The organism is Citrobacter sp. MGH105 (assembly GCF_001037485.2).
In the GTDB taxonomy this organism is placed as follows: Bacteria; Pseudomonadota; Gammaproteobacteria; order Enterobacterales; family Enterobacteriaceae; genus Citrobacter; species Citrobacter portucalensis.
The window spans coordinates 15,116-32,423 of the sequence record NZ_CP073050.1 but is presented as its reverse complement, the minus strand read 5'-3'; the positions used below and the strand labels follow the sequence as shown (position 1 = coordinate 32,423).

The window sequence follows — 17,308 nt, the reverse complement described above, 5'->3', positions numbered from 1 at the left end:
GGAAGAGTTCGCATGCGCAAATTCCGTTTTCGCCTGCCTGAGTTCGACGTGCCCGGATTATGGGTGCTGAGCCTCGGGATATGGTTTCACATTGTTTCCCGCCTGGTCCGGCGCGAGCCGGAGATGGCCATTCTTCTGGCGCAGATAATCGGCGTATCGATGGCGCTCTGGGGGGGCTACCGCATCATCAACCGCTGGATTGATGCCGCCCGTGAGGCCGAAAAGGCCCGTGATGCCGGAGGATGCCGACATGAACCTTAGACATACCGTGTTTACCGTGGTGCTCATGTCCCTCTGCCTGGCCACACAGGCTTCCACAATGGACGAGATCAAATCGTTATGGCATCCACAGGGGGCGCGAACGTCGGGATCTCTGCCAACATCCCCGGAAGACCCTGAAGTTAAGCCACTTCCGGCGAAGCCGCCGGTCTGGTACCGCCTCAGCAACGGCCGCCAGATCAATCTGGCCGACTGGAAGGTCGTGCTGTTTATGCAGGGACACTGCCCGTACTGCCACCAGTTTGATCCGGTCCTGAAGTCGCTGTCGGCACGGGTGGGGTTTGGGGTGATGGCCTACACCATCGACGGTCAGGGGGATGCGTCCTTTCCCGATGCGTTGCCCGCGCCGCCGGAGGTGATGAAAACCTTTTTCCCTAACCTGCCCGTGGCCACGCCAACCACCTTTCTCGTCAACGTAAACACCCTTGAAGCCCTGCCCCTGCTGCAGGGCGCGACCGACGAACAGGGCTTTATGGCCCGCATGGATACGGTCCTTCAGATGCGTGGAGTGGGTAACAATGGCTGATCAGAACAATGCAGAGGAACACGACATGATGACCTCCGGAATGCTTCAGAGAGCTACGACGCCAGAGTTAATCGCGCTCAGGGCACGGAAAGAGGACGCACGGTTCGGCGTTTATGCTGAGTGGGCGGGCATTTTGCTCATTGCCGGCGTGCTGTCGCGCGTCTTTATGACATACGTTTTCAATGCCTGCGTCGGCGACTGGCTCAGGGACGGTCACCTGCAGCTGAAAGATTTGTGGAACGTGTTGATGTACGCCATTCCACTGATATTTATCGCGCTGAGCGGCGGGCTTGCCGTTGCAGGTGGCGTTTATGCAATCCTGAACTCGCTTTATACGAAAGGGCAATTGTTCATACTAAAACGAAAAATGGGAAAACTCGCCCTGCAGGCGAGTCGGGAGGGTGCCGATGTTCGTCCGTAAACCTCTCTCCATACTGTGTGGCCTCCTTCTTGCGTGTTCAGCGAGCGTGAGTGCCGACGTGAACAGTGACATGAACACCTTCTTTAATAAGCTGGGCTTTGCGTCCAACACCAGCCAGCCACAGGTCTGGCAGGGCCAGGCCGCGGGCTACGCCACGGGCGGCTCACTCTACGCGCGCACGCAGGTGAAAACCGTCCAGCTTATCTCCATGACGCTGCCCGACATCAACGCCGGCTGCGGCGGCATCGATGCCTATCTGGGCTCCTTCAGCTTTATTAACAGCGATCAGTTGCAGCGTTTCGCCAAGCAGATTATGTCCAATGCGGCCGGATACTTCTTCGATCTGGCGCTGCAGACCACGGTACCGGAAATCAAGACCGCTAAAGACTTCCTGCAGAAGATGGCCAGCGACATTAACAGCATGAACCTCAGCTCCTGCCAGGCGGCGCAGGGGATTGTCGGCGGTCTGTTTCCGCGCACTCAGGTCTCCCAGCAGAAGGTCTGCCAGGACATTGCCGGTGAGAGCAACATGTTTGCCGACTGGGCGGCATCCCGCCAGGGCTGCACGGTGGGGGGAAGCATGGATAAGGTCCGTGATAAGGCCAGTGATAAGGATAAAGAGCGCATAACGAAGAATATCAATGTCATCTGGAATGCGCTCGGAAAGAACCGCATGTTTGACGGGAATAAAGAGCTTAAGGAGTTCATCATGACCCTGACCGGAACAATGGTCTTTGATGAGAAGGGTAATATAACCCCGCTTCCGGCAAGAACGACCGATCGCGACCTTATTCGGGCCATGATGGAGGGGGGGACTGCACGGGTGTATCACTGTAATGACAGCGATAAATGTCTGAAGGTGGTTGCCGATGCTAATGTCACGATCAGCCAGAAAAATGCACTGAAAAATCAGATAAAAGACATCCTTTCCAGCATTCAGAATAAAGCCGTTGCCGATCTAAAGTTAACCGAGAAAGAGAAGGGATTTATCACAAGTACTACCATCCCGGTCTTCAAGTACCTGGTTGATCCACAGATGCTGGGGGTTTCTAACAGCCTCGTTTATCAGCTAACCGATTACATCGGCTACGACATTCTTCTCCAGTACATCCAGGAGCTGGTCCAGCAGGCCCGTGCAATGGTGGCAACGGGAAACTATGACCAGGCGGTTATCGACAGCATCAATAATAACCTCAACGAAGCCACGCGGCAGATAGCCTCCTTCCAGGCACAGGTGCAGGTACAGCAGGATGCGCTTTTGGTTGTTGACCGCCAGATGAGCTACATGCGCCAGCAGGTCTCGGCACGCATGCTGCAGCGCTACCAGAACAACTATCACTTCGGGGGGGCGCGCTGATGCAGGAAATCTATGTCATCGCGGGCGGCGACTGGCTGACGCAGACGCTGAATGCCATCGTCACGTTCATGTCGACGGAGAACTGGGTTGTTATTCGGCGTATTGCGACGGCTTTCTCTGTGCTGGTTGTAGCCATTTCGTGGATACGACGGCACAACATCATGGATATGCTGGGCTGGGCAGGCGTCATTGTGCTGATGTCGCTGCTGGTCAGTGTTCGCACCTCCGTACAAATAATCGATATCAGTAATCAGACAAAGGTCTATAAAGTCGATAACGTGCCCGTCGGGCTGGCACTGCCTGCATCGCTGACCACCAAAATCGGATATGCCCTTGTTCAGGGGTATGAAATGGTCTTTTCACAGCCCGACAGCATCACCTACAGCAAAACCGGCATGATATTTGGGGCGAATCTGGTTTCACGCAGTACGGACTTTTTATCACAGAACCCAGAGATAACTACGATATTCACGGACTATGTGCAGAACTGCGTGATGGGCGATATTTTCCTGAACGGAAAATATACCATGGAAGATCTAATGAACAGTGCAGACCCGTATACGCTGATTTTCTCAAAGCCGAGTCCGCTGAGGGGGGTATTCAACAACAATAATCAGTTTTTAACCTGTGAAGAAGCCGCTGCGGTAATTAAGCCAAAGCTTGCCCTGGATACTCAGACCGGAGGAAAAACATGGAGTTACTACGTGCGTCAGCTTTTTGGCGGACGTCCGAATCCTGACATTTTGTTCAGCCAGATGATCGGGGACAGCTATAACTATTTCTATGGTGCTGGTCAGAGCGCCGCGTCGATTGTCCGTCAGAATGTGACGATGAACGCTTTGCGAAATGGCATCATGAGCTATGCAGCCCGCAACGGTGACACCTCAAGCCTGCTGAATATCGCCACTACGTCATCGATGGAGAAGCAGCGGCTGGCGCATGCGACGGTCGGTCAGGTGGCATTACGCTCACTACCTATGTCTCAGACGTTGATTGTCGGTCTGACCATCGGAATATTCCCCCTGATGGTGCTGGGCGGGATGTTTAACGCCGTCACCCTTAATGTGCTGAAGGGGTACGTGCTGGCTATCATGTGGGTGCAGAGCTGGCCACTGCTTTACGCCATCCTCAACAGCTGCATGACCTTCTATGCGAAGGCCAACGGTTCACCAGTGGTTCTCTCGGAGTTGTCACAGGTGCAGATAAAATACTCAGACCTCGCTACCACGGCAGGCTATCTGTCGATGCTTATCCCGCCACTGGCATGGGGAATGCTGAAGGGACTGGGGGCGGGGTTCTCAAATCTCTACAGCCATCTGGCCTCTTCCGCTATCAGCCCTGCAGCCACTGCTGCCTCTGGTGCTGTTGATGGTAACTACTCTTACGCTAACATGCAGACAGAAAATGTGAGTGGTTTTAACTGGAATACCAATAGCTCAACAGTATTTGGACAAATGAGCCAACAGTTGGCTAACGGAGCCAGTTCGACGCAAATGCGTGATGGTAGTGTAGTGACAGATTCCAGCGGTGCTACGTCACGTATTCCTATGAGTATCAACATGACTCGTCAGATTGCAACCGCACAGCAGGCAATGGCCCGCGAGGCACAAACCCAGTCAGAGAGTGCATTGCATGGATATAACAGTAGTTTGAGTAGCGCATGGAATACGCTTAGTCAGTTTGGCTCAAACCGTGGTAGCAGTAATTCAATGACCAGTGGCGCAGACAGCACTATGAGTGCTCAGGATTCTATGATGGCCAGCAGGATGCGCAGCGCAGTAGAAAGCTATGCGAAAGGGCATAATATTAGTAATGAACAGGCCACTCAAGAGTTAGCGTCAAGGAGCACCAGAGCGTCACTCGGATTGTATGGTGATGCACATGCTAAAGGAAGTATGGGGCTGAATGTGCTGGGTACCGGAGGAGGGGTAGGGTTTCAGGCAGGAGTTAAGGCGGGAGTTGATTTTTCCGATGACGATATGCACCAAGCAACAAATAGCTCTCGAGCTAGCCATGATGCTCGACATGATATGGATGCTAAAGCAACCCAGGACTTTAAGGAGGCGAGTGATTACTTTACTAGCCGTAAAGTCAGTGAATCTGGGAGCCATACGGACAATAATGCGGCTTCCCGAGCAGATCAACTTTCGGCATCGTTGAACTCAGCAAAACAGAGCTATGATCAGTACACCACAAGTCAGGCTCGTAGCCATGAATATGCTGAAATGGCGTCTCGTACAGAAAGTATGAGTGGTCAAATGAGCGAGGATCTAAATCAGCAGTTTGCCCAGTATGTCCGTAAACATGCACCTCAAGATGCAGATACATTGCTTACTAATACCAGCTCAGCAGAAATCGCAGGAAAACGTCGGGAACTGGCTTGGGGATTTGTTCAGGAGCAGGTACAACCGAGCGTTGATGCATCATATTCAGCAGCTAAAGGAAATGTTGGCCATGGTATGGGGGCCATTTCTGGTGGCGGTGGAAATAGCGATGTTAGTGCCGATCACCAGTCTCATCAGGCTACTATCGAACAACGTACACAGGACAGCGGAATTCAGAATAATGTAAAAGACCAAGTTGATAATATGTTCACAACATCGAGAGAGAATATAGCCGATACTAAAGGAGGAATACGCGATGAAGAAGGCAGCATAAATCAACAGTATTCTGATCTGCAAAAACATCATAATTCAGAGCAATCTTCGCAAATGAATACGTATAATAAGGAAAAGGAGTCTCAAGAACGAGTGCCGGGGGCTGACAGTCCTGAAGAACTGATGAAGAAGGCAAAAAAATATCAAGATAAACATAAGCAGTAACAGGATGCCAGAGAGGGTGCGATGAGAAATCTGCTTCAGATATTCATGGTAGTGTTGTTTCAGTCTATTGCTTGTTATCTGGCTGGATGGTTAGTTACGGAGGTGGTATTCATTGGTGCAACTGTGCTCTTATGGCAAGGATTGTTCATCTATTTGTTTTATAAAATATCTAAGAATAAAGGCAGTGTTGAACCCTACACATACAACAGGGTAGTTTGGTATGTGATAATGCCTATATGTTCACTGGCTCCTCCTCTTGTTACTTTTTTTGTATTCATTGTGGGTACATTGATGGATTTATATAAGGTTAGCGGGTGTATAAGCATCAAAGAGTGGCTTGAAAAAAACAAGGTAGATGGCGCCCACTCTATAAATAATGACTTTGAATCCGTGGACTTTGATAATGTTAATTATAATCCGGAAAGTAATTATCCAATGGGTTGGAAGCGTTAGATTGAGTTGTAGGATTTCATAGTCAGTTTCATGGTTGTGTATGGATATAATATTTAGTTTTATGGAGATAAACAATGCGAGTGTTCTATGGGATGTTGGGAGTTTTTGTTTTCCTGTCGTGTACCTTGAGTGTAAGGGCTAGCGACGACTACTACACTAACTTAAAAAAAGATGCGAATTCTGGAAACGCATTAGCTCAATATAAGCTAGGTGCAATGTATTTGGTCGTATCTGGTGATTATAAAAAAGCTTTTTATTGGACTAATAAGTCGGCGATTCAGGGTAATTCAGATGCCCAAAATAACCTAGGTCTGCTCTATTATTATGGGCAAGGTGTTGATAAAAATATAAAAAAAGCAGGCTATTGGTGGGGGAAGGCAGCAGATGCAGGGAATGCATCTGCTCAGAATGACTTGGCAATGCTTTATAAAAATGGATTATTGAAAGATGCCCGTTGTGATAAAATAATGGATTTGCTTAACTCCTCAGCTCAAAAAGATTTTGAGTTGGCATATTTGAATATTGGAAACCTGTATTCTACAGGTGAGTGTGTTAATAGGGATATGCACGAGGCGGTGATCTGGTGGGAGAAAGCATCCATTAAAAATAACGGACAGGCTGAGTTTAATTTGGCAGGGGCTTATATGAGAGGTGATGGTGTATTTCCAGATTCTGGAATGGCAGATATCTATTTGAAAAAATCATGCTCACATGGATATGCAGGAGCGTGTGATTTACTTAAAAAATAACATTCATTATTAATAATCTCCCCGCCTTTAGTTAAATGATGTCATCCTAGTGTTTTGTAACGGATGACATTAAATCAATTGCTTTCTGAAATCATGGTCGCTATACATATAGACCAACCTCTATGAGGCTAATATGAGTTTTAATGCTAAGGATATGACCCAGGGCGGTCAGATCGCGAGCATGCGTATCCGTATGTTCAGTCAAATTGCCAATATCATCGTGTACTGTCTCGTCATTCTCTTCGGCATCATTGTCGCGATTACGCTGTCGGTTAAACTGACCTGGCAGACGTTCGTGAACGGCATGGTTTATTACTGGTGTCAGACGCTGGCCCCCATGCGCGATATTTTTAAATCCCAGCCTGTCTATACCATCCGTTATTACGGCCATGAGCTGAAGTACAACGCGCAGCAAATACTGCAGGACAAATATATCCAGTGGTGCGCCGACCAGGTCTGGACGGCCTTTATTCTTGCTGCCATCATCGCGGCCGTGGTGTGCGTTATTACCTTCTTTGTCACCACCTGGATTCTGGGCCATCAGGGTAAGCAGCAGAGTGAGGACGAGATAACGGGAGGGCGCCAGCTGACTGACGACCCGAAAGCGGTGGCGAAAATGCTCAGGCGCGACGGTCTCGCATCCGACATCAAAATCGGTGAGCTGCCGCTTATTAAGGACTCGGAGATCCAGAACTTCTGTCTGCACGGTACCGTCGGGGCCGGTAAATCAGAAGTTATCCGCCGTCTGATGAACTACGCCCGCCAGCGTGGCGATATGGTCATCGTGTATGACCGCTCCTGTGAGTTCGTCAAAAGCTACTATGATCCGGCCACAGATAAAATCCTTAACCCGCTGGATGCGCGCTGCGCTGCATGGGACCTGTGGCGGGAGTGCCTGACGCAGCCTGACTTCGACAACGTTTCCAACACGCTTATTCCTATGGGCACGAAGGAAGACCCCTTCTGGCAGGGGTCGGGACGTACCATCTTTGCCGAAGCCGCATATCTGATGCGCAACGACAAGGACCGCAGCTACAGCAAGCTGGTCGACACGCTGCTTTCCATCAAGATTGAGAAGCTGCGCTCGTACCTGAAAAACTCCCCGGCGGCGAACCTGGTGGAAGAGAAAATCGAGAAAACGGCCATCTCCATCCGCGCCGTGCTGACCAACTACGTCAAGGCTATCCGCTACCTGCAGGGCATCGAAAATAACGGCGAGTCATTCACCATACGCGACTGGATGCGCGGCGTTCGTGAGGATGGTAAAAACGGCTGGCTGTTTATCTCCTCCAATGCTGACACCCACGCTTCCCTCAAGCCGGTTATCTCCATGTGGTTGTCCATCGCCATTCGCGGGCTGCTGGCGATGGGGGAAAACCGTAACCGCCGCGTGTGGATCTTCGCCGACGAGCTGCCTACCCTGCACAAGCTGCCGGACCTGGTTGAGATCCTGCCGGAGGCGCGTAAGTTTGGCGGCTGCTACGTCATTGGCATTCAGTCCTACGCCCAGCTGGAAGATATTTACGGGCAGAAGCCGGCGGAAACGCTGTTCGACGTGCTGAACACCCGTGCCTTCTTCCGCTCGCCGTCGCGCAATATCGCCGAGTTCGCCGTTGGCGAAATCGGTGAAAAAGAAATCCTCAAGGCGTCCGAGCAGTATTCCTACGGTGTGGACCCGGTACGCGACGGTACCTCGGTCGGCAAGGACATGGAGCGCGTCACCCTGGTGAGTTACTCCGACGTCCAGACGTTGCCGGATCTCTCCTGCTACGTCACGCTTCCCGGACCTTATCCTGCCGTGAAAATGGCGCTGAAGTATCAGCAGCGTCCAAAGGTGGCACCGGAATTCATTCCGCGCACCATCGACGGGAAAGCGGAGGAACGCCTGAATGCCGCGCTGGCTGCACGTGAACATGAATCCCGCAGCATCGCCATGCTCTTTGAACCGGATGCCGAAGTTGTCGCGCCAGAGGGCGGTGCGGAGAATGCTGGTCAGCCACAGCAGCCACAGCAGCCACAGCAGCCACAGCAGCCACAGCAGCCACAGCAGCCACAGCAGCCACAGCAACTGACGCCCGCGCCCCGCGCTGCAGACGCGGCATCCGTAGCAGGTGCGGCAGGCGCCGGCGGTGTGGAGCCTGAGCTGAAGACAAAGGCGGAAGAGGCAGAGCAGCTGCCGCCCGGCATCAGTGAAAGCGGTGAAGTAGTGGATATGGCGGCATGGGAGGCGTGGCAGGCGGAGCAGGACGAACTGTCTCCTCAGGAGAGGCAGCGTCGTGAAGAAGTGAACATCAACGTTCACCGGGCGCCTGAAAAGGATCTTGAGCCGGGAGGATACATCTGATGATGAGCATCGGATCGGTAAAATCCGCCGGCAGCGCGGGCAATTATTACACCGACAAGGACAACTACTACGTTATCGGTAGTATGGGCGAGCGCTGGGCCGGAAAAGGGGCTGAAGCGCTGGGGCTCAGCGGCGGGGTGGACCAGAAGGTCTTTACGAAGGTTCTGGAGGGACGCCTGCCGGACGGCAGCGACCTCAGCCGGACTCAGGACGGGGCGAACAAACACCGTCCGGGCTACGACTTCACCTTCTCTGCGCCCAAAAGTGTCTCCGTGATGGCCATGCTGGGAGGCGACAAGCGTCTTATTGAGGCACACAACCGCGCGGTGGAGACCGCCATTAAGCAGATAGAGGCAATGGCCTCCACGCGGGTTATGACGGAGGGCAGGAGCGAGACGCAGCTGACCGGCAACCTGGTGATGGCGCTGTTTAACCACGATACCAGCCGCGACCAGGAGCCGCAGCTGCACACCCACGCGGTGGTGGCCAATGCCACTCAGCATGGCGATGAGTGGCGAACGCTCAGCAGCGACAAAGTGGGTAAAACCGGGTTTATTGAGAATATCTACGCCAACCAGATTGCCTTTGGCCGCCTGTATCGTGCCGCGCTGAAGGATGACGTCGCGGCGATGGGCTATGAGACTGAGACGGTCGGCAAACACGGCATGTGGGAGCTGAAGGGCGTACCGACGGAGCCGTATTCCAGCCGCAGCAGGACCATCAGCGAGGCGGTCGGGGATGACGCGTCCCTGAAGTCCCGCGACGTGGCGGCGCTCGATACCCGCCAGTCGAAGCAGAAGGTTGACCCCGAACAGCGCATGGCCGAGTGGATGCAGACCCTGAAAGAGACGGGGTTTGACATTAAAGCCTACCGTGAGGCGGCAGACCTGCGGGTTGTGCAGGGGAATATTCCCGCAACGACGCCTGAAGCCATTGATATTAACAGCAGCGTCGGGCAGGCCATCGCGATGCTGAGCGACCGGCGGGCGCGGTTCACGTATTCCGAACTGCTGGCCACCACCCTCGGGCAGCTGCCCGCGCGGTCGGGCATGGTGGAGATGGCGCGTGACGGCATCGATGCGGCGATAAAAAATGAGCAGCTCATCCCGCTGGATAAAGAGAAGGGGCTGTTTACCTCGAACATCCACGTGCTGGATGAGCTGTCGGTGTCGGCGATGACCCGCGATTTACAGCGGACGGGGCAGGCCGACATTTTTCCGGATAAAAGCGTGCCCCGCAGCCGGTCATACAGCGATGCCGTGAGTGTCCTGGCCCAGGACCGTCCGCCGGTGGCGATCATTTCGGGTCAGGGCGGGGCGGCCGGCCAGCGTGAGCGCGTGGCGGAGCTGACGATGATGGCGCGCGAACAGGGGCGTGACGTGCAGATTATCGCCGCCGACAGGCGTTCGCGCAGCGCCCTTATGCAGGATGAGCGCCTCAGCGGCGAGCATATCACCGACAGGCGGGGGCTGACGGAGGGCATGGCCTTTACGCCCGGCAGCACGCTGATTGTGGACCAGGGGGAGAAGCTGACCCTGAAAGAAACGCTCACGCTGCTCGACGGTGCGCTGCGCCATAACGTCCAGCTGCTGATTGCCGACAGCGGTCAGCGCACCGGGACCGGCAGCGCCCTCACCGTCATGAAGGAAGCGGGAGTGAGCACGCTCGCGTGGCAGGGCGGTGAGAAGACGCAGGTCTCGGTTATCAGCGAGCCTGACCGGCGGCAGCGGTATGACCGCCTGGCCGCTGACTTTGCCCGAAGCGTCCGCGCAGGTGAACACAGCGTGGCGCAGGTCACCGGTCCGCGCGAGCAGGCGGTGCTCGCAGGCGTAGTCCGCGAGGCGCTTAAGGCGGAAAAGGTGCTGGGCGAGCGGGAGGTCAGTATCACCACGCTGGAGCCGGTCTGGCTCGACAGCCGCCATCAGCAGGTGCGCGACCACTACCGGGAGGGGATGGTCATGGAGCGCTCGAATGCCGAAGAGCGCAGCCGGGAACGCTTTGTCATTGACCGCGTGACGGGCCGCAACAACAGCCTGACGCTGCGCAACGCCCAGGGTGAGACGCGGGTGACCCGCCTGTCTGAACTCAACAGCAGCTGGTCGCTGTACCGCACCGGCACGCTGCAGGTGGCCGAAGGCGACCGTCTGGCAGTGCTGGGTCAGGCGCAGGGGACGCGGCTCAGGGGAGGCGATACGGTGACCGTTAAGGCGCTCGGGGAGGCGGGGCTCGTCGTCAGCCTGCCGGGGCGTAAGGCGGACGTGGTCCTGCCCGCCGGCGACAGCCCGTTTACCGCCGCGAAGGTGGTTCAAGGCTGGGTGGAGTCGCCGGGCCGCTCGGTGAGCGACAGCGCCACGGTTTTTGCCTCGCTGTCGCAGCGCGAGCTGGATAACACCACGCTGAACAAACTGGCGCTCAGCGGCCGGGCGGTGCGGCTCTATTCCGCGCAGACGGCGCAGAAAACGACGGAGAAGCTGTCGCGTCAGTCTGCCTGGAGCGTCGTGTCCGAACAGATTAAGGATGCGGCGGGGCATGACAGGCTCGATGATGCCCTGGCGCACCAGAAGGCCGGTCTGCACACGCCGGAGCAGCAGGCTATCCATCTGGCCATTCCGGTGCTGGAGGGGAACGGCCTGGCGTTCACGAAGCCGCAACTGATGGCCGCCGCGAAAGAATTTGAGCAGGACAGCCTCAGCCTGCAGGCCATCGAAAAGGAAGCGGACCGTCAGGTGCGCAGCGGCGACCTGCTGTCGGTGCCGGTATCGCCGGGAAACGGCCTGCAGCTGCTGGTCTCACGCCAGTCGTACAACGCTGAAAAAAGCATTATCCGCCACGTCCTTGAGGGAAAGGAGGCCGTCACCCCGCTGATGGATAAGGTTCCGGACGCGCAGCTGGCGGGCCTGACCGACGGGCAGCGGAGCGCCACGCGCATGATACTTGAATCCCCCGACCGCTTTACCCTGGTGCAGGGCTACGCCGGGGTGGGTAAAACCACCCAGTTCCGGGCAGTCATGTCGGCCATCGGCACGCTGCCGGAACGGGAGCAGCCGCGCGTTATCGGCGTGGCCCCCACCCACCGGGCGGTGAGCGAGATGCGCGATGCGGGCGTGCCTGAAACGCAGACGCTGGCGGCCTTTATTCACGACACGCAGCAGCAGCTGCGCGGCGGCGAACGAACGGACTTCAGCAACGTGCTGTTTCTCGTGGATGAAAGCTCAATGGTCGGTAACGCCGACATGGCGAAGGCGTACAGCCTGATTGCCGGGGGCGGGGGGCGCGCGGTCTCCAGCGGGGATACCGACCAGCTGCAGTCCATTGCCCCGGGCCAGCCCTTCCGCCTGCTGCAGAAGCGCAGCGCCATTGACGTGGCGGTGATGCAGGAGATCGTCCGCCAGACGCCGGAACTAAAACCTGCCGTCTACAGCCTGATTAGCCGCGATATCGGCAGCGCCCTGACGACCATTGAGAGCGTGGCGCCGGCACAGGTGCCGCGCAGGGCGGATGCCTGGCAGCCGGACAGCTCCGTCATGGAGTTCAGCCGCGAACGGGAGGAGGCCATTGCGAAAGCCGTGGCGGCCGGCGACCTGATGCCCGGCGGGCAGCCCGCGACGCTGCTGGAGGCCATCGTGAAGGACTACACGGGGCGCACGTCAGAGGCGCAGGCGCAGACCATCGTTATCACCGCCCTGAACGCCGACCGCCGCCAGGTGAACGCCATGATTCATGACGCCCGTCAGGGTGCCGGCGAGGTGGGCGAAAAAGAGGTCACGCTGCCGGTTCTCACGCCTGCCAATATCCGCGACGGGGAGCTGCGGCGCATGGCAACGTGGGAGGCATCCCGCGACAGCCTGGTTCTGCTGGACAGCACCTATTACAGCATTGAGGCGCTGGACGGGGAGGCGCACCTGGTGATGCTGAAGGATGCGCAGGGCAACACCCGCAGCCTGTCGCCCGCGCAGGCGGCGACAGAGGGCGTCACGCTCTACCGTCAGGACACCATTACCGTGTCGGAAGGCGACCGGATGCGCTTTTCGAAAAGCGACAACGAGCGGGGCTTCGTGGCCAACAGCGTCTGGTCGGTCAGTGAGATAAAAGGTGACAGTGTCACGCTGTCGGACGGGAAACAGACCCGTACGCTCACGCCGTCAGCCGAGCAGGCAGAGCAGCACATCGACCTGGCCTATGCCGTCACCGTTGAAGGCTCACAGGGTGCGAGCGAGCCCTTCTCCATCTCCCTGCAGGGTACGGACGGCGGACGTAAGCGGATGGTGAGCTTCGAGTCAGCCTACGTGGCGCTGAGCCGCATGAAGCAGCACGCGCAGGTCTATACCGACAACCGGGATAAGTGGGTGGCCGCGATGGAAAAATCGCAGGCGAAAAGTACGGCGCATGACATTCTGGAGCCGCGCGGCGACCGCGCCGTCGCGAATGCCGCCCGCCTGACGGCGACGGCAAAAGCGCTGGGTGAGGTGCCTGCCGGTCGCGCCGCGCTGCGCCAGGCCGGGCTGCAGCCCGAGGGCTCGATGGCGAAATATATCTCGCCGGGGCGTAAATACCCGCAGCTGCACGTGGCGCTCCCGGCCTTCGACCGCAACGGCAGGAAGGCGGGCGTCTGGCTGAGCGCCCTGACGTCCGGAGACGGGCAGCTTAAGGGGCTCGCTGGTGAAGGCCGGGTGATGGGCAGCGGGGACGCGGCGTTTGCGGGTCTGCAGGCCAGCCGTAACGGCGAGTCGCTGCTGGCGCGGGATATGGAAGAGGGCGTGCGGCTCGCGAGGGAGAATCCGCAGAGCGGCGTGGTGGTGCGGCTCGAAGGCGAGGCGCGACCGTGGAACCCCGGCGCCATTACCGGCGGTCGGGTCTGGGCCGACGGCCTGCCCGATGCCACCGGTACGCAGCCCGCAGAAACGGTGCCGCCGGAGGTGCTGGCACAGCAGGCCCGGGAGGCTGAGGTGCAGCGGGAGCTGGATAAGCGTGCCGAAGAGGCGGTCCGCGAGATGGCCCGCAGCGGCGACAGGCCGGCCGGAGGGGCTGACGTCGCCGTCCGGGATGTGGTGCGGGATATGGATCGGATAAAAGAAACGCCGGCATCTCCCCTCACGCTGCCGGATGCGCCGGAAGAACGCCGCCGGGATGAGGCGGTGTCTCAGGTGGTGCGCGAGAGCGTGCAGCGGGACCGCCTGCAGCAGATGGAGCGCGAAACGGTGCGAGACCTTGAGCGTGAAAAGACTCTGGGAGGCGACTGATATGCGCGCTGAAAACCATCCGCTCTTCCCCCTTGTGGTGGTGGCCGACTGCTGGCTGCAGCGTCTGCTTGTGTGGACGCCGGGCCAGACCGACCTTATCAAAACCGTGGCGCTGCTGCTGATGGTGGCCGACCACATCAGCATGCTGTGCGGACTGGATAATGACTGGCTGCGTCTTGCCGGTCGGGGAGCGTTTCCGCTCTTTGGCCTGGTCTGGGCCATGAACCTCGCCCGCCATCCGCAGATTCAGCAGCGCGCCCTGAACCGGCTCTGGATATGGGCCGGGGTGGCGCAGGGCGGCTGGATACTGGCCGGGCTGCGCCCGGACCTGGGCAATATTCTGTTTGCCTTTGCGGTCAGCGGACAGGCACTGGCGATGATGCAGCGGCACGGGCCGCGCACGTGGCCGCTCTCCCTGATGCTGGTTCTGGCCTGGCTGCCGTTTTCGGCGGGAAGCTACGGGCTGGCGGGGGTAGTGATGCTGATGCTGGCCTGCGGCGTATGTATGACGGGCCGGCGCACCACGCGCACGGGGCTGGCGCTGTGTCTGGCACTGGCGATACTCGCGCTGAATGCCGCGGACAGCCCCGCCTTTGCCATCGCGGGTCTGGTAATACCCGGCGTTACCCTGACGGTGCTGAGCCGGACCTGTTGCCGCGTGCCGAGGTTCTGGCCGCGCGAATTTTTCCCGCTGTTCTACGCGGTGCACCTTGCCGTCATCGGACTGATGGTGATGTGATATCTGCCGTGTCAGAATAGGGTCAGTCAGGGGAGTATACGTGAAACAGATTTATCCGGAGGCAGGATGACAGAGCAGGGGCGCCCCACGCTGACGCTGCGCCGCAAAGCGGAGCCAGAAGGTCAGCGTGCCGTAAGCAACAGTGAACCGGACGGTGCGGGTCCGGGCCGGGTCACGCGTAAAAAGACCGTGGTGGTGAACACGACGCCTGCCTGGAAGGTCAGGAAGCAGGCGGTGGATGAGAGCGCGAAAAAGGCGCAGGCGGACGAGAAGGCCGCCAGAAAAGCAGAGAAAGCCCGGCAGTGGGCTGAGCAACAGGCCCAGGAGAGGGAGGCCATGCGGGCGGCCAGGCGCAAACCTGCCCCGGAACCGGTGTACCGGAAGGTCATGCCGCTTGCGGACGCGCTCGCGCTCCTGAAGCGTTGCTGGCCAGCCCTGGTGACGGACGGCCAGCCGCAGCTCCTGGCGGTCAACATCCGGGAGGCAATGGTCAATGACATTCGCCGGCGCGGGCTGGAGATTTCCGTGAAGACGCTGAAACGCTGCCTTGCCGCCGTCACCCGCTCGGATGCGTATCTGGGCGCCATGACGGTGGGCGCGTGGCGTAAAAACCTTGCCGGTGAACCGGTCGCAGCGGTGAGTGCGGAGGAGGCGGCGTATGCCGTGGAGCGCAGGGCTCAGGAGCACGCTAAACGACAGCGCAGGGCGGTCAGAAGCGTCGCCACCCGTGCACGGAACGAACTGATAACAACCGAGAAGAGAAAAACACAGGATGAACATGAATAAAACCCTTTCAGTCATGCTTGCCGCAGGCCTTCTGGTCTCCGGCGTGGCGGGGGCAGCAGAGAAACCTGCCGTTGCCTTTACCCCGGAACAGGAAGCCCGCATTGGTGAAATCGCGAAAGACTACCTGCTGGCTCATCCGGAAGTGCTGGTTGAGGTCAGCCAGAAGCTGCAGGCCCAACAGCAGGAGAAGCAGCAGCAGGCGATGACGGCCGCCGTGGTTCAGAATCAGGCAGCGCTGCTGAACGATAAAGGCACACCATCATATGGTCCTGCTGATGCGAAAGTGACGGTCGTTGAATTCTTTGATTACCAGTGCATCTACTGTGCCCGCCTGGCGCCGGAACTGGAGAAGGTAATAAAAGCTAACCCGGACGTGCGCTTTGTGTTCAAGGAATTCCCGATATTTGGCCAGCGCTGGCCGACGTCGCTCAGTGCGGCGAAAACCGGGCTTCAGATCTGGAAGCAGAAGGGGGCCGATGCTTACCTTAACTATCACAACGCGATTTACGCTACCGCCCACAACGAGGGTAAGCTGACCGATGCTGATATCAGCGCGGCCGCAAAAGCCGTGAAGTTCGATGCGAAAACAGCCCCAGATGTTCAGGGGACCCTGGATGGCATAAACACACTTGCGCAGCAGCTGGGCTTCAGCGGTACCCCGGCCCTGGTGGTTCTCCCGTCAGCCGGCGCCAGTGCTGATAACGTGACGGTTATTCCGGGATACACCAGCGCGGAGGCCCTGCAGCAGGCCATCAGTCATGCTGCCGGTGATACCAAAAAATAATCAGGCGTCCGCCAACTGATACCGCTAAAAGAGACTGACGCCTTCGCCGTGCTCAGTTGTCCAACCCCGGAGAAGGGTAAAAGCAAGTTTTCCCCGTCTCCGGCGTTTCTGGTTAACACATCCGAACAGTATTTCTGAGGTTATTTAATGCGTAAGTTCACCTTTCGCCAGCTGGCCGTGTCCGGTCTGGTATGTCTTTCGCTGAGCTGTATTCAGCCCGCAGCAGCGGCATCCTCCGTTCAGGTCGGCTTTTCACCTGAAGGCAGCGCGTTGCAGCTGGTCCTTAAGACGATTGAGTCAGCACAGCAGGAAATTCGGCTGATGGGCTACTCATTTACGTCTCCGGAGGTGGTTAGTGCGCTTGTCAGGGCAAAACGTCGTGGTGTGGATGTGAAGATAGTGCTTGATGAAAAGGGCAACCGGAGCAAAGCCAGCCAGGCGGCGATGAACATCGTGGTGAACGCGGGAATTCCGCTGCGCACCAACGGTCGCTACGCCATCATGCATGACAAAGTCATTATTGTTGATAATCATACAGTTGAGGCTGGTAGCTTTAACTACACTCGCTCTGCTGCATCGCGGAATAGCGAGAATGTGCTGGTTATTAATGAGGTGCCGGAAGTGGCACAAACCTACCTTCAGCACTGGCAGTCGCGCTGGGACGGAGGAACGGACTGGCATTCTTCATACTAAGTCGCATCGTCATTTGATCCGCAATCTACATCTATCCTGGTGAACCATGCGCCAACATGGCTCACACCTTCGCGTAAAGTTAAGTCGCTGATTTCAGATATCTGTAGTATTCTCT

General features: G+C 57.3%; 13 protein-coding genes. All 13 read left to right on the top strand.

The genetic code is table 11. The features are described 5' to 3' along the window. The first annotated feature begins 12 nt into the window (after positions 1 to 12). The gene (gene traQ, locus SK35_RS26175; RefSeq protein ID WP_008324126.1) at positions 13 to 261 is read left to right on the top strand and encodes a type-F conjugative transfer system pilin chaperone TraQ; all 249 of its coding nucleotides are present in this window, start codon (positions 13 to 15) and stop codon (positions 259 to 261) included. Further along, a complete protein-coding gene (gene trbB, locus SK35_RS26170; RefSeq protein ID WP_016247528.1) occupies positions 251 to 805 on the top strand; it encodes a type-F conjugative transfer system pilin assembly thiol-disulfide isomerase TrbB in 555 nt (184 codons plus the stop codon). Before traQ ends, trbB begins: the two co-directional genes overlap by 11 nt. Beyond that, the gene (locus tag SK35_RS26165; RefSeq protein ID WP_032432556.1) at positions 798 to 1,226 is read left to right on the top strand and encodes a hypothetical protein; all 429 of its coding nucleotides are present in this window, start codon (positions 798 to 800) and stop codon (positions 1,224 to 1,226) included. Before trbB ends, SK35_RS26165 begins: the two co-directional genes overlap by 8 nt. Then, positions 1,213 to 2,583 carry a conjugal transfer pilus assembly protein TraH gene (gene traH, locus SK35_RS26160; RefSeq protein ID WP_016247527.1) on the top strand — a complete coding sequence of 457 codons (1,371 nt, stop codon included), beginning with the start codon at positions 1,213 to 1,215 and terminating at the stop codon, positions 2,581 to 2,583. The genes SK35_RS26165 and traH overlap by 14 nt, the downstream gene beginning before the upstream one ends. Then, positions 2,583 to 5,405, top strand: a complete 2,823-nt coding sequence (traG, locus tag SK35_RS26155; RefSeq protein WP_032432555.1) for a conjugal transfer mating-pair stabilization protein TraG — start codon at positions 2,583 to 2,585, stop codon at positions 5,403 to 5,405. The genes traH and traG overlap by 1 nt, the downstream gene beginning before the upstream one ends. A gap of 21 nt (positions 5,406 to 5,426) precedes the next feature. Next, a complete protein-coding gene (locus SK35_RS26150; RefSeq protein WP_008324118.1) occupies positions 5,427 to 5,858 on the top strand; it encodes an entry exclusion protein in 432 nt (143 codons plus the stop codon). A 74-nt stretch (positions 5,859 to 5,932) separates the two neighbouring features. Further along, complete coding sequence (locus tag SK35_RS26145; RefSeq protein WP_016247525.1) at positions 5,933 to 6,607, top strand: tetratricopeptide repeat protein; 675 nt, start codon at positions 5,933 to 5,935, stop codon at positions 6,605 to 6,607. 133 nt (positions 6,608 to 6,740) lie between these two features. Continuing rightward, positions 6,741 to 8,951: a type IV conjugative transfer system coupling protein TraD gene (traD, locus tag SK35_RS26140; protein ID WP_032432554.1), complete on the top strand. Its 2,211-nt coding sequence runs from the start codon at positions 6,741 to 6,743 to the stop codon at positions 8,949 to 8,951. Continuing rightward, positions 8,951 to 14,191: a conjugative transfer relaxase/helicase TraI gene (gene traI / locus SK35_RS26135; protein WP_032432552.1), complete on the top strand. Its 5,241-nt coding sequence runs from the start codon at positions 8,951 to 8,953 to the stop codon at positions 14,189 to 14,191. Before traD ends, traI begins: the two co-directional genes overlap by 1 nt. 1 nt (position 14,192) lies before the next feature. Further along, positions 14,193 to 14,930 carry a type-F conjugative transfer system pilin acetylase TraX gene (traX, locus tag SK35_RS26130; RefSeq protein ID WP_008324912.1) on the top strand — a complete coding sequence of 246 codons (738 nt, stop codon included), beginning with the start codon at positions 14,193 to 14,195 and terminating at the stop codon, positions 14,928 to 14,930. Positions 14,931 to 14,996: 66 nt separating this feature from the next. Beyond that, complete coding sequence (finO, locus tag SK35_RS26125) at positions 14,997 to 15,716, top strand: fertility inhibition protein FinO (protein ID WP_032432550.1); 720 nt, start codon at positions 14,997 to 14,999, stop codon at positions 15,714 to 15,716. Next, positions 15,709 to 16,500 carry a DsbA family protein gene (locus SK35_RS26120; RefSeq protein WP_016247521.1) on the top strand — a complete coding sequence of 264 codons (792 nt, stop codon included), beginning with the start codon at positions 15,709 to 15,711 and terminating at the stop codon, positions 16,498 to 16,500. Before finO ends, SK35_RS26120 begins: the two co-directional genes overlap by 8 nt. 147 nt (positions 16,501 to 16,647) lie before the next feature. After that, positions 16,648 to 17,193 carry a phospholipase D family nuclease gene (locus SK35_RS26115; RefSeq protein WP_008324931.1) on the top strand — a complete coding sequence of 182 codons (546 nt, stop codon included), beginning with the start codon at positions 16,648 to 16,650 and terminating at the stop codon, positions 17,191 to 17,193. The last annotated feature ends 115 nt before the right edge of the window (positions 17,194 to 17,308 follow it).